The sequence below is a fragment of the Brevibacterium linens genome (genome assembly GCF_003999335.1).
Lineage (GTDB): Bacteria > Actinomycetota > Actinomycetes > Actinomycetales > Brevibacteriaceae > Brevibacterium > Brevibacterium linens.
This window is the reverse complement of sequence record NZ_CP026734.1, coordinates 1,060,045-1,072,929: the sequence shown is the minus strand read 5'-3', so window position 1 is coordinate 1,072,929 and position 12,885 is coordinate 1,060,045. Positions and strand designations below refer to the sequence as shown.

General features: G+C 64.1%; 11 protein-coding genes. 2 read left to right on the top strand and 9 right to left on the bottom strand.

Annotation, left to right across the window (positions count from 1 at the left end; all coding sequences use genetic code 11):
• Nucleotides 1–13 precede the first annotated feature (13 nt).
• Together CXR29_RS04595 and CXR29_RS04590 are read right to left on the bottom strand one after the other, a co-directional pair.
• Nucleotides 14–1,666: a solute symporter family protein gene (locus CXR29_RS04595; protein ID WP_206516257.1), complete on the bottom strand. Its 1,653-nt coding sequence runs from the start codon at nucleotides 1,664–1,666 to the stop codon at nucleotides 14–16.
• Complete coding sequence (locus tag CXR29_RS04590) at nucleotides 1,663–2,004, bottom strand: DUF485 domain-containing protein (RefSeq protein ID WP_025780992.1); 342 nt, start codon at nucleotides 2,002–2,004, stop codon at nucleotides 1,663–1,665. The genes CXR29_RS04595 and CXR29_RS04590 overlap by 4 nt, the downstream gene beginning before the upstream one ends.
• A 107-nt stretch (nucleotides 2,005–2,111) precedes the next feature.
• Here CXR29_RS04590 and CXR29_RS04585 point away from each other — a divergent pair, with 107 nt between their 5' ends.
• On the top strand, nucleotides 2,112–2,993 hold the full coding sequence (locus CXR29_RS04585) for a helix-turn-helix transcriptional regulator (protein ID WP_127364031.1): 882 nt from the start codon (nucleotides 2,112–2,114) through the stop codon (nucleotides 2,991–2,993).
• A 15-nt stretch (nucleotides 2,994–3,008) separates the two neighbouring features.
• Here the strand turns inward: CXR29_RS04585 and proC are convergent, their stop codons facing one another.
• A complete protein-coding gene (gene proC / locus CXR29_RS04580; protein WP_101555833.1) occupies nucleotides 3,009–3,845 on the bottom strand; it encodes a pyrroline-5-carboxylate reductase in 837 nt (278 codons plus the stop codon).
• A gap of 114 nt (nucleotides 3,846–3,959) precedes the next feature.
• Nucleotides 3,960–4,961: a sugar phosphate isomerase/epimerase family protein gene (locus tag CXR29_RS04575; RefSeq protein ID WP_127364030.1), complete on the bottom strand. Its 1,002-nt coding sequence runs from the start codon at nucleotides 4,959–4,961 to the stop codon at nucleotides 3,960–3,962.
• Between the two features lie 173 nt (nucleotides 4,962–5,134).
• On the opposite strand from CXR29_RS04575, the gene CXR29_RS04570 reads away from it, so the two are divergent.
• Nucleotides 5,135–6,556: an integrase core domain-containing protein gene (locus CXR29_RS04570; protein WP_127363809.1), complete on the top strand. Its 1,422-nt coding sequence runs from the start codon at nucleotides 5,135–5,137 to the stop codon at nucleotides 6,554–6,556.
• A 152-nt stretch (nucleotides 6,557–6,708) separates the two neighbouring features.
• On the opposite strand, the gene glpK is transcribed toward CXR29_RS04570, so the two are convergent.
• From glpK to CXR29_RS04545, 5 genes are all read right to left on the bottom strand, one after another.
• Nucleotides 6,709–8,241 carry a glycerol kinase GlpK gene (gene glpK, locus CXR29_RS04565; protein ID WP_127364029.1) on the bottom strand — a complete coding sequence of 511 codons (1,533 nt, stop codon included), beginning with the start codon at nucleotides 8,239–8,241 and terminating at the stop codon, nucleotides 6,709–6,711.
• A 38-nt stretch (nucleotides 8,242–8,279) separates the two neighbouring features.
• Nucleotides 8,280–9,002: an MIP/aquaporin family protein gene (locus CXR29_RS04560; protein ID WP_127364028.1), complete on the bottom strand. Its 723-nt coding sequence runs from the start codon at nucleotides 9,000–9,002 to the stop codon at nucleotides 8,280–8,282.
• Nucleotides 9,003–9,151: 149 nt separating this feature from the next.
• The gene (locus tag CXR29_RS04555; RefSeq protein ID WP_127364027.1) at nucleotides 9,152–10,870 is read right to left on the bottom strand and encodes a glycerol-3-phosphate dehydrogenase/oxidase; all 1,719 of its coding nucleotides are present in this window, start codon (nucleotides 10,868–10,870) and stop codon (nucleotides 9,152–9,154) included.
• 185 nt (nucleotides 10,871–11,055) lie between these two features.
• Complete coding sequence (locus tag CXR29_RS04550; RefSeq protein ID WP_127364026.1) at nucleotides 11,056–12,033, bottom strand: Ppx/GppA phosphatase family protein; 978 nt, start codon at nucleotides 12,031–12,033, stop codon at nucleotides 11,056–11,058.
• A gap of 9 nt (nucleotides 12,034–12,042) precedes the next feature.
• On the bottom strand, nucleotides 12,043–12,870 hold the full coding sequence (locus CXR29_RS04545; protein WP_127364025.1) for an enoyl-CoA hydratase/isomerase family protein: 828 nt from the start codon (nucleotides 12,868–12,870) through the stop codon (nucleotides 12,043–12,045).
• Between the last annotated feature and the right edge of the window lie 15 nt (nucleotides 12,871–12,885).

Here is a 12,885-nt window from a genome sequence, read left to right as displayed (position 1 = left end):
TCGGCGAGCGGGGTCAGTGTTCGACGGCCTCCTCGGCGCCGAACCCGGTGTGGGCACGGACGTCCATCTCTGCTGCGAGCTCGGGGCTCTCGACAGTCCGGTCGGTGATCGACGCGATCCAGCCGAGGATGAATCCGAGCGGAATCGAGATGATGCCCGGGTTGGACAGCGGGAAGATCGCGAAGTCGGCACCAGGGATCATTGCGGTCTCGGAACCGGAGACGACCGGCGAGAAGGCAATGAGCACCATCGCCGAGATCAGGCCGCCGTAGATCGACCACACCGCACCGCGAGTGGTGAAGCGCTTCCAGAACAGCGAGTACACGATCGTGGGCAGGTTCGCGCTGGCGGCGACGGCGAAGGCCAGCGCCACAAGGAATGCGATGTTCTGCCCCTGCACTCCGATGCCGCCGATGATCGCGACCGCACCGATGACGATGACCGTGCGACGGGCGATCTTGACCTCCGCATCGGAGTCCTCGACCTTGCCCTTCTTGATGACGTTCGCGTAGATGTCGTGGGCGAACGAGGCCGCCGCCGTGATGGCCAGACCCGCCACCACCGCGAGGATCGTGGCGAACGCGACCGCGGAGATGAAGCCCATGAGGATGGGCCCGCCGAGGTGGAGCGCGAGCAGCGGTGCCGCCGAATTCACTCCGCCGGGAGCATTGTTGATCGCGTCGGCACCGACGAGCGCGGCGGCACCGTAGCCGAGGACGAGAGTGAAGAGGTAGAACGCGCCGATGAGCCAGATCGCCCACACCACGGAACGCCGCGCCTCCTTCGCAGTGGGAACCGTGTAGAAGCGCATGAGGACGTGCGGCAGACCGGCGGTTCCGAGCACGAGGGCCAATGCCAGGGAGATGAAGTCGAGAGGATTCTCGCCGTACTTCAGTCCCGGCTCGAGCACCGCCTCACCGACGCCGCCGGCCGCATTCTCCACTGCCGAGGCCAGCAGCGTGGAGAGATTGAAGCCGTTGAGGGCGAGCACCCAGACGGTCATGGCGAAGGCACCGGCGATGAGCAGGACCGCTTTGACGATCTGCACCCAGGTGGTGCCCTTCATTCCGCCGACGAGGACGTAGATGATCATCAGCGCACCGACGACGGCGATGACGAGCGACTGACCGACCTTGCCGTCGATGCCCATGAGCAGGGAGACGAGACCGCCTGCTCCGGCCATCTGGGCGAGGAGGTAGAAGAAGCAGACCGCCAGAGTCGACAGTGCTGCGGCCATGCGCACCGGACGCTGCTTGAGCCGGAACGACAGCACATCGGCCATGGTGAACTTGCCGGTGTTGCGCATGAGCTCGGCAACGATGAGCAGAGCAACGAGCCAGGCCACGAGGAAGCCGATCGAGTAGAGGAATCCGTCATAGCCATTGACGGCGATCGCACCGCAGATGCCGAGGAAGGACGCAGCTGAGAGGTAGTCGCCGGAGATGGCGAAGCCGTTCTGCGGTCCGGTGAACGACCGGCCGCCGGCGTAGTAGTCCGAAGCGGATTTGTTGTTGCGGCTGGCCCGCAGGACGATGAACATCGTGACCGCGACGAATGCGGCGAAGATCGTGATGTTGAGGACCGGGTTGTTCTCGACCTCGGTGGTCGCTGCGCTGAGGAGGTCGACCCCCGAGGCGACGAAGTCTCCGATTGCCAGAGTGCTCATGAGCGGGTTCCTTCCGATTCGGCCAGCAGTCGTTCACGGATCGCCTCCGCGGGAGGATCCAGCTTCTTATTGGCGAACGAGACGTAGAACATCGTGATCGCGAAGGTCGTCACGAACTGCAGCAGCCCGAAGACGAGCCCGACATTGATCTCCCCCACGACCTTCGTCGACATGAAGTCATGAGCGTAGGTGCTGAGGATCACGTAGAGGAAGTACCAGACGAGGAACGCGATCGACAGCGGGATCACAACCGAGAATCGTTTGCGCTTGAGGGCCTTGAACTCCGGGCTCTCCTCCTCTGCGAGGAAGTCAACTCCGGTGTTGACAGGGTCAGTCATTCTTTCTCCTTTGAATGGACAGAACATCAGTGTCCTGAATCACATGACCCCAAGGTAACGTTCAGCATGCACTGGGGAATACCACCGAAAGTTGGTAGCTTATTCACATGAATGCGCATGCCAAGGAAACGCGGGCACTCAAGGTCGAGACCCGTCGCCTGTTCGTCGAAGCCGTCGACTCCCTGCATGAGAGCGGCACCGGTGACGTCGTCTTCGGAGGCATGGTCGAAGAGGGTTCGGTCGCGGTCGAAGCCGTCGCCGGCGCCGATAAGAACCTGCTCTCGTCGCTCATCGTCAGCACCGGCCGCGGCCTCGGCGGACGGGCCATGACCGAAGGCACTCCGCAGCTGACCCGCGACTATGAGATCGACCCGCTCATCACCCATCACTACGACGAGGAGGTGCTCGGTGAGGGCATCCGCGTCCTCGTGGCCGTACCCACCCTCCACGGTGGTGAGGTCACCGGCATGGTCTACTGCGGCCATCGCGCGGACTACGACGCCGCCGCCCCGCAGACAGGAGACCTCGTGAGGCGAGTGCGAGAGCTCTCGGTCGATCTCGCTCGACTCGGCTACCGGCAGCAGCCGCTTGGCCCGGTCAAGGAGGAACCGCTCTATCCGGATCTGGACAACGCGGGACGCGAGGCTCTCCGGCACACCTATGCGGAGCTGCGAGCCATCCGCTCCGGCATCGTCGACGAGGAGACCCGGGAGAAGCTCACCGGCGTCGAGGCGCGCCTGGCCGATATCCTCTCCGGGCACAATCCGGAGAACTTCCAAACCCCGGTGCCCGCAGTGCGGCTGTCGCCGAGGGAGACCGACATCCTTTCGCACGTCGCCCTGGGATGGCCGAATGCCCGCATCGCCGAGGCGCTGTCGCTGCGCGAGTCGACGGTGAAGTCCTATCTCAATACGGCGATGGTCAAGCTCTCGGCACGGACCCGGCATGAGGCCGTGTCGATCGCCCGCTCGTCCCACGTCCTCCCCTGAGCGGGGAGAATCGGCTCAGCCGTTGATGACCTCGGAGTTCTCCCGTTCCATCTCCACGGAACGGTCCGCCGCCGCCTGCGCGGCCGCCTCAGCGATATCGAAGATCCCGGAGTCGAGGAACTGCTGGAGACCGGCCAGGGTCGTGCCGCCCTTACTGCTCACGGCCCGACGCTGAGCGGCGGGATCGGGCTTCTCGGTCAGGAGTCGGCCGGCGCCGTCGGCGGTGGCCACGACCATCTGGCGGGCGACGTCCTCACTGAGGCCCTGCTTGACGCCGGCGGCGATCATGGCTTCGGCGAGGAGGAAGAAGTACGCCACTCCGGACCCGGAGATTCCGGTCATGGCCGGGATCTGTGATTCGTCGAGATCGACGACGAGGCCGGCGCCCGACAGCAGGGACTTCAGTGTGTCCACGCTGGCGGCGGTCACCTCGGCGGAGGGGGCCAGTGCGATGACGCCGTGACCGATGGCACTCGGCGTGTTCGGCATGATCCGCACGATCGGGTTCTCAGGGGCGAGCTTCGCGAGGTCCGCGGCGGCGACGCCGGCGGCCATGGACACGAGCACGGAGTCCGGGTCGAGGTCATCGGCGAGCTCGCGCAGAGTCTCGGCCATCATCCACGGCTTCACGCCGAGGAAGACGAAATCGGCTCCGGACGCGGCTTTTCTGTTCGCGTGGGAATCGTCCTCCACCGAGGTGACCGTGGCGGTGGGCAGAGCCTCGCGGAGTCGCTGCGCCGAGGCGGTCGAATTCGTCGTCGCGCGGACGGTGATGCCCGCGTCGGCAGCGAGGATTCCCTGGATCAGGGCCGTGCCCATGTTGCCGGTTCCGATGGAGGCGATTGTGGTCAAAGCGCGTCAGCCTTTCGATCTGTTGGGTGCGGTGGTCGGTGGGTGTCCGTGCGTTCGGGCGTGCCGGTGCGAGGTCGGACGGATGGAATCGCGACTTCGCTGTCGACTGCGGGGTCAGCTCTCGTCGTCGGCACTGCCGGATCGCGCGGACTTGCTCTCAGAGGTGCGGGTGTGGCTGTGGGCGTTGCGTCGGGGAACATCCTCGTCGAGGCCTAGGTGCTCACGAGCGAAGGCGATGGAGTCGGCGAGCATCTTCTCGCGAGACGACTGTTTGCGGACGAATCGGGTGTTGACCTCGACGACGACGTCGCCCTGCCAGTTGTGTTTGGCAAGGTACTGCAGGGTCTCGGCGACGGGCATGGTGCCTTCGCCGGGAACGAGGTGTTCGTCCTTGAGCGAGCCGGCACCGTCGGTGAGGTGGACGTGACGGAGCTGGTCGAAGATCTCGCCCACCGTCTCCAGTGCGTTCATTCCGGCGGTGGAGGCGTGGGAGAAGTCGAAGGTGAGGTCGTCGTAGTCCTCGTCGAGGGGGTTCCAGTCGGGGTAGTAGACCTGGATCTCGCGCAGGCCGGCCCGCCAGGGGTACATGTTCTCCACGGCCAGTTTCACACCGGTCTCTTGAGCGACCTGTCGGACGCCGTCGACGAAGCCGAGGGCGTATTCGCCCTGCCACCGGAACGGCGGGTGGAGAACGACGGTGTCGGCGTTGACTTCTTTGGCGAGATTCGCGGTGATCCGCAGCTTCTCCCAATGGTCTTTGTGCAGGACCCGCGGCAGGAACAGCAGGGTCGGAGCGTGCAGGGAGATGACGTCGAGTCCGGTGTCGCGGGCGAGTCCGTTGATGAGGTCGACGTCGCGGGTCTCGGTGTTGTGGGTGACCATGATCTCGACACCGTCGTAGCCATGCTTGGCCGCCTGGGTGAAGGTCTCCTCGACGGTCATGGGTGAGACGGAGGAGCTGGAGAGTCCGAGTCTGATCCGATTCTCGGAGACGTGATGGGCGTCCTTCTCATAGACGTCGTGTTCGTCGAAGTACTCCTTGTGGCGCCTCGAATTCGAGCGCGCAGAATTCTTGGTGGTCAACACCTTCCGCTGGGACTTCGACTTCGTGCTCATCTCTTCCAGTCTAACGCGGCTCCCCCACCCCAGAACTACCTGACGGCGGCCCAGCAACCTCGCGCGAGGTTGCTGGGCTGTGCTGTCTCACTACCTTGCTTACAACCTGTCTCAACACATTGCTGACACCATGTCTCATGACGTTGCTGACACCATGAAGCACACTTCGGGTCATGCCCGAACCTCTTTCACTGGCCACCCGCCGCGCGATCATCGACTTCGACCCCAACGCATCAGACTCTCCACCGATCACCGAGTTCTGCCGCCACCACGGCATCACTCGAACCACGTTCTACGCGATCCGCAAACGCTACAAAACCGAAGGACTCCTGGCACTCCACCCCCACTCATCGGCACCGAAGAACACCGTACGAATCTATGACCAGACCACCACCGACCTCGTCCTGAAGATCCGCACCGAACTCGAGTCCACCGGGTGGGATGCCGGCCCGAAATCGATCTGGTTCCACGGAGTCGATACCGGTCAGTTCACCGAACCCGTCCCTTCTGTGGCCACGATCGGTCGGATCCTCTCCGACGCTGGGCGAGTGAAAACGAACCCGAAGAAGCGCCCGCGATCATCATTGATCCGATTCGTCCGTGCCAACGCCATGGAGATGTGGCAACTCGATGCCTTCGAATACACACTCACCGGCGGTAAGACGAAGATCACGGTGTATCAGCTCCTTGATGACTCCACCCGCTTCGACGTCGGCACACAAGCCTTCCACGGCGTGGAAAACAGTGCCGACGCGATCCAGACCATCTCCGCTGCCTTCACTGACTATGGAGTGCCCCAGGAGCTGTTGACTGACAACGGCAACGCGTTCAACGGCAACCGTCAGGGCTGGGTCGTGACCACTCAACTCTTCCTCGCCGACCACGGCTGCCGAGGAATCTCCGGCATGCCCGGACACCCGCAAACCCAGGGCAAGAACGAACGTGGCCACCAGACACTGCTGAGAGTCCTCGACGCCAACCGTCCCCGCAGTCTTGAGCAAGCGCAGAAGGTGATCGTGGCTTTCCGCGACCGCTACAACAATCGCCGACGGCATCAGGCATTGCCAGGAAATATGACTCCGCGACAGGCGTGGGAAGCCGCCGTGCATACTCCCTCAAACGGCACACCGATCCCGCGCACTGAGGTCGAAGCGATCGCACGTGAGTATGCTCAACGCCGCCGAGTTCAGGCCGCGTTGAACCAACCACTTCCCGATCAGAACAGGTTTGCCGGCGAACCCTTTCCAGAAGCCGCCGATGCAGTGCCAGACCGTGTTGTGATTGCCGCGGGCAATCCACAGCTCTATGTCCACGCTGTCGGACTCGGAGTACCGAAATCCCTGGTCGGGACCTATCAGTCAGTGGTCACCGAGGACGCTTACACCTTGTTCGACCCGACCACTGGTGAGGAAGCGGTGTATTTTCCGCTGCCAATTCGCACCGCTGAAACAGTCAGGCGGTATCCGTTGTGGAGAGTCGTTGGAGCCAGAATGCGTGGAGCTACGAAGACGTGGCTGACGAAACAGCATGACTATCTGCTCAAGCATTTCCCATCCGAGGCACCAGCTGACCGGACCGTCACGATATGTCACTGAAGAAAAGACAACCCCGCCCAGAGTGTCTGCAACCTAGTGAGTCAGGTTGTCAGCAAGGTAATGAGCGAGGTTGTCAGCAAGGTAATGAGTGAGGTTGTCAGCAAGGTCGCGAGTTTCCACACGAGGTTGCTGGGCCGCCGTCGGGTAGTAATTCAGCCGTAGAGGGCTTCGGTGTCGTCGTCGACCCACCCCTTGGAGCGTTCGACGGCCTTGTTCCAGAGGCGGTAGAGACGGTCGACCGTCTCGTCGTCCATCGACGGGTTCCAGCGCTTGTCCTCCCGCCAGTTGCCCTTCACGTCCTCCTCACCCTTCCAGAACTTCACGGCGATGCCCGCCGCATACGCCGCACCCAGCGCCGTAGTCTCGATGACCTCGGGTCGGATGACGGGCACGCCGAGGAGGTCGGCCTGGAACTGCATGACCGTTTCGTTCGCGACCATGCCTCCGTCGACCTTGAGCTCGGTGAGTTCGACACCGGAGTCGAGGTTCATCGAGTCGAGGACCTCGCGTGACTGGAAGGCCACGGATTCCAGGGCTGCACGGGCGATGTGGTTCTTGTTCACATACCGGGTCAGACCCACCATCACGCCGCGGGCATCGGACTCCCAGTGCGGGGCGAAGAGTCCGGAGAACGCGGGCACGATATAGCAGCCGCCGTTGTCGTCGACCTGCTTGGCCAGGGTCTCGACCTCGGGAGCGTCGTTGATGATGCCGAAGTTGTCGCGCAGCCACTGCACGAGCGAACCGGTCACGGCCACCGATCCTTCGAGCGCGTAGACGGCGTCGTCCTCGCCGATCTTGTACGCGACCGTGGTGAGCAGCCCGTTCTTGCTGGCCACCGGCTCATTGCCGGTGTTGATGAGCATGAAGTTGCCGGTGCCGTAGGTGTTCTTCGCCTGCCCCTTCTCGAAGCACGCCTGACCGAACGTCGCCGCCTGCTGATCGCCGAGGATGCCGCAGATCGGGGTGTCGATGATGAGCCCGTTCTTCGCCCCGTATCCGTAGATCTCCGAGCAGGACCTGATCTCGGGCAGCATCTCGACGGGGATGCCCATATCGGCCGCGATATCGGGGTTCCAGTCGAGCGTGTCGATGTTCATCAGCATCGTCCGCGAAGCGTTCGTGACGTCGGTGACGTGGATTCCGCCGTTGACTCCGCCGGTGAGGTTCCAGATCACCCAGGTGTCCATGGTGCCGAAGAGGAGGTCCCCGGCCGCGGCGGCTTCCTTGACCCCGTCGACGTTGTCGAAGATCCACTTGGCCTTCGGTCCGGCGAAGTAGGTGGCCAGCGGCAGACCCACCCGGTCTTTGTATTTGTCCGGTCCATCGTCCCCGGCGAGTTCGTCGCAGACCTTCTGGGTTCGGGCATCCTGCCACACGATGGCGTTGTAGACGGGTTCGCCGGTGTTCTTGTTCCAGATGACGGTGGTCTCACGCTGGTTGGTGATGCCCACACCTTCGAGCTGGTGGCGGTTGATGTTCGCCCGGGTGAGAGCCTGGCCGATCGCCTCGTTCGTGTTCTTGATGATCTCAACCGGGTCGTGTTCGACCCAGCCGGCGCGGGGGAAGATCTGCTCGTGTTCGAGCTGGCCGGACGAGACGATCTGCCCGTCATGGTCGAAGACGATCGCCCGCGACGAGGTGGTGCCCTGGTCGATGGCGAGGATGAACTTTTCCTGACTCATTCTGACTCCTGTGTCGACGTTGTTCTTGGTGATCGTACTCAGATGAATGCTTGGGAGACGACGCCGGCGAGCACGGCGCCGACGAGCGGGCCGAAGACCGGCACCCACGAATAGGCCCAGTCGGAGCTGCCCTTGTTCGGGATCGGCAGCAGCGCATGCATGATACGAGGTCCGAGGTCACGAGCTGGGTTGATGGCATAGCCGGTCGGTCCGCCCAAGGAGGCGCCGATGGCGACGACGATCAGTGCCACTGCCAGCGGCCCGAGCCTGTCCGGTGTTCCTCCGAACAGGAGGATGACGATGACGAGCACGAAGGTGGCGATGACCTCGGTGACGAAGTTCCACCCATAGGAGCGGATCTCCGGGCCGGTGGAGAAGGTGCCGAGGATGTTGCCCGCGTCCTTCTCCTCGTCGTAGTGCTTCTTGTACACGGCCCAAGCGAGGACGGCACCGAGCATCGCACCGATCATCTCCGCCGCCAGATAGGCGACAGTGTGACCGAAGGTCACGGCGATGCCGGGAGCGTATTCGTCGGCTCCGCTGGCGAGGATGCCGAAGGTCACAGCCGGGTTGAGGTGCGCTCCGGTCTTGTAGGCGACGAACACACCGGCGAAGACTGCGAGGCCCCAGCCGAAGGAGATCAGCAGCCAACCGCCGCCGTTGCCTTTGGTCTTGGTCAGGACGACGTTGGCGACGACACCGACGCCGAGCAGCATGAGCATCGCCGTTCCGGCGATCTCGAAGAGGAAGATGGTGCCCATATCTCACAAACTCCTATTGTTTGTCTTTCCGGTGGGTGCCCCGGTCGATGGTCGACCCGGAGGGTGCTCCGAGGTCGGTCGATATTCGATTGTCGGTATTCGGTCGTGGTCGCGCACTTCGCTGTGAACGGTTCGGGGCCGTGAACGGTTCAGTGGAGGGTCGCACCGACCAGGGCCGCCGCCGAGGCGTCATCGTCGGTGGACTCGGCCGCGACCTGGGCGTCGACGTGGGTATGGAAGTCCTCGACCTCGGCTGTCCGACGGTCGTCGTCCCAGCCGAGGACGGGTGCGACGATGACCGCGACCGCCTCGGCGGCGGTCTTTCCCCGGTCCCGGGCTTCGTAGTTCAGCCGCATCCGCCTCTCGAGGATGTCGCCGAGGTGGACGGCCCCCTCCGCGGCGGCCGCGTAGTGGGCTTCGACGCGCAGGTAGCGCTGCGCGCCGTCCAACGGCCGACCGAGTTCCGGATCCTCATCGACGAGGTCGAGCAGCTCCTCGATGAGTGTGCCGTAGCGGCGGATGAGACGTTTGACGCGGTCTTCGTCCCATCCGTACTTCTCCGCGATCCCGGACTGGCCGCGCCGCAGCGCGCCCACCCCTTGGGCACCGAGCAGCGGCACGGATTCCGTCAGCGACCTGCGATCCTTCGCATCGTCGCCGAGGACGAAGTCGACGGCGTCTTCGGCCATCACTCGGTAAGTGGTGAATTTGCCGCCGGCGATCGCGGCCAGGGCCGGTTCGACTTCCATCACGGTGTGTTCGCGGGAGACCTTCGTCGAGGCCTGTCCTTCTTTGACCACCGGTTGGAGCAGCGGGCGCAGTCCGGAGTAGACGCCGATGACATCCTCGCGGGTGAGTTTGTCGGCGAGGATGGCGTTGGCGTGTTCGAGCAGGTAGTCGATGTCCTGCGAGGTCGCGACCGGTGCGTCGACGTCTTCGTTCCACGGGGTGTCGGTGGTGCCGATGACCCAATAGCCTTCCCATGGGATGACGAAGAGGACGGATTTCTCGGTCTTCGAGATGATTCCGGTATTCGGGTCGGCCTTGATCTTGTCTTCGGCCACGGTGATGTGCACGCCCTTGGAGGCGAGCACCTTGAGTCCCGCGTCGGCCTTCGCCAGATCCTGCTGCTCTTCGGTCCAGACGCCTCCGGCGAGGATGGTGCGGCGGGCGTGGATGTCGAATTCTTCACCGGTGATCTCGTCCCGGGCGTGGACGCCGGTGACCTGGTCGCCGTCGTGGAGGTAGCCGATGACGGAGACGTGGTTGGCGGCAGCGGCCCCGTAGCTCACGGCCGAGCGGACCAGGGTCATGACGAAGCGGGCGTCGTCGACCTTCGCGTCATAGTATTCGAGGGCGCCGACGGCGGCATCGTCTGCCAGTCCCGGGAAGTGGGCGCTCAGCGCCTTCTTTCCCAGGTGACGGTGCATCGGCACGGCGCGTTTGCGGCCCGGTCGGGTGGCCATCGTGTCGTAGAGGAGCACACCGGAGCCGATGAAGGCCCGATCGATGAGGCGGTGCTCGAAGGGGAAGACGAATGCGACGGGTTCGACGAGGTGAGGCGCGGTGTGCTGGAGCAGCAGGTCGCGTTCCTTCAGCGCTTCGGCGACGAGTTTGAAGTCGAGCATCTCGAGGTAGCGCAGTCCGCCGTGCATGAGCTTCGAGGACCGCGATGAGGTTCCCGAGGCCCAGTCCTTCGCGTCGACGACACCGACCTTGAGTCCGCGGGTGGCTGCGTCGAAGGCCGATCCTGCTCCGGTGACGCCTCCACCGACGACGAAGACGTCGAGCGGGTCGGCCGCACTTGTCGTCTTCAGGGTCTCCAGCGCCTGGTCGCGGAAGTTCGGGGACAACTCACCATTTCGCATCAGCAGGTTCGTGCTTTCTGTCAGACGTTTCGGACTTCGACCGAGGCCGGCACGGGCAGATCAGTGCAGGTGCCGCCTCGGCGACTCAACAAAACTAGCAGGTGAACCTGAATTCCGATACCGATCGGCCGCCGCGCGGGCGGCTGCCGAGTCCGGGGAACGCGGGAGTACGGCCCGACAGAGGCTCAGTCGAGGGCGGAGACGGTCTCCACGCGCATCGCCGAGGACTGCTCGGCAGAGTCGAGGAGGTCGAGTTTGCGCATGATGATGCCTTCGCGCAGCGCCCATGGGGAGATGTTCATCACGCCGATGTCGAAGATCGTGAAGGCCGCCTCGGCGACGATCGCTCCGGCCAGCACCTGACCGGCACGCGCCTCGGAGACGCCGGGCAGGGTCGCCCGCTCTTCGGGGGTGCGGGATGCGAGGGTGTCGATGATGCCCTCGAGGTCGCGGCGGAAGAGCTTCCTGGGAGCATAGATTCCGTCGCCGCTCGGAGCGGCACCGGCGATGCGCGCCAGGGAACGGAAGGTCTTCGACGAACCGACGACCTGGTCGGGCACTCCGACCCGATTGATGTCACCGGCGATGCGTCCGATCTGCGCCCGAGCGTGCTTGCGCAGGCGGTGGATGTCCTCTGCAGTGGGCACCGAGTCAGGGAGGAAGTCCGAAAAGGTGCGTCCGGCACCGAGCGGAACCGACACGGCCGCCTGCGGGTACTCGTCCTGACCTGCCGCGATCTCCAATGAACCGCCGCCGATGTCGAGCAGCAGGATCTTCCCCGCCGACCACCCGAACCAGCGACGGGCGGCGAGGAAGGTCACGCGGGCTTCGTCGCGGCCCGACATGACGTTGAGGGTGACGCCGAGCTGAGCGTTGATCGATTCGATGAGACCGATCCCGTTCGGAGCTTCCCTGACCGCCGAGGTGGCGAATGCGAGGATCTGCTCCGCTCCCTGATCCTCGGCGATCTCGACGGCATCGGTGATGAAGGAACGCAGCCGTTCCTGCCCTTCGGCATCGATCGATCCGTCATCGCCTAAGTACTCCGCGAGTCGGAGCACCTCCTTGTGCGAGGTGGCCGGCAGGGGCGGTGCTCCGACGTGAGCGTCGACGACCAGGAGGTGGACGCTGTTGGAGCCGATATCGAGGACTGCTAGGCGCATTCGCTCAGTTTATCCTCTCCTCGGGACTCCGTGCCCACCGACTTCGGAACCGGTCTGCCAGGCAGTTTTGGTGAAGCCGAAGTCCGGCGGTTCCTTGGCGAAGAACGCTTCCTGACCGCGGGTGATCTCTGCCCGGTAGGCCTCATCGAGCCACCGAGGCGGCTGTGTGTCCTCGGCCAACTCACCGTCGAGGATCGCTTTGGCTCCGACCTGGCTCAGTCGGGACAGTCCCACGATCCGCTCCCCCAGTGCCTGCGCGGCCTCCAACGGGTTGTCGGAGACTTCGTGGAAGAAGCCGAGTTCGGCCATCTTCTCGAACTTCACGATCGAGGCCGTGATCAGCAGATACCTCGCCCAGGCATCGCCGAGGATCTGAGCCAGGCGCTTCGTGGGGCCGGCCGGGTAGACGAGCCCGAGCTTGGCCGCGGTGACGCCGAAGATCGATCCCGGGGCGGCGATGCGGATATCGCAGGCCGCGGCGATCTCCGTTCCCCCGCCCACACAGTTGCCGGTGATCGCTGCGATCGTCGGGGTCCGCGAGTTCGCCAGGGCCGCCTCGGCGGTGGAGTTGAGTTCCCAGAAGTCGTCGAGCGGCACATTGAGGTCGGCGATGTCCGAACCGGCGGAGAAGTGCCCGCCGGCCCCGGTGATCACGAGCGCACCGATCGAATCGTCGGCGTCGACGTTCGCGATGATCTGCGGCAGCGCCCTCCACATGGGCCGGGAGATGGCATTGCGCTTTTCGGTCCGATCAATGACGAGGGTTCCGACTCCACCGGTGACGGTGAAGTCGAAACCCTCGAGATCGACCGGACGGTATGAACCGTCTCGTCTCATGGGTGTTCTGCCTTT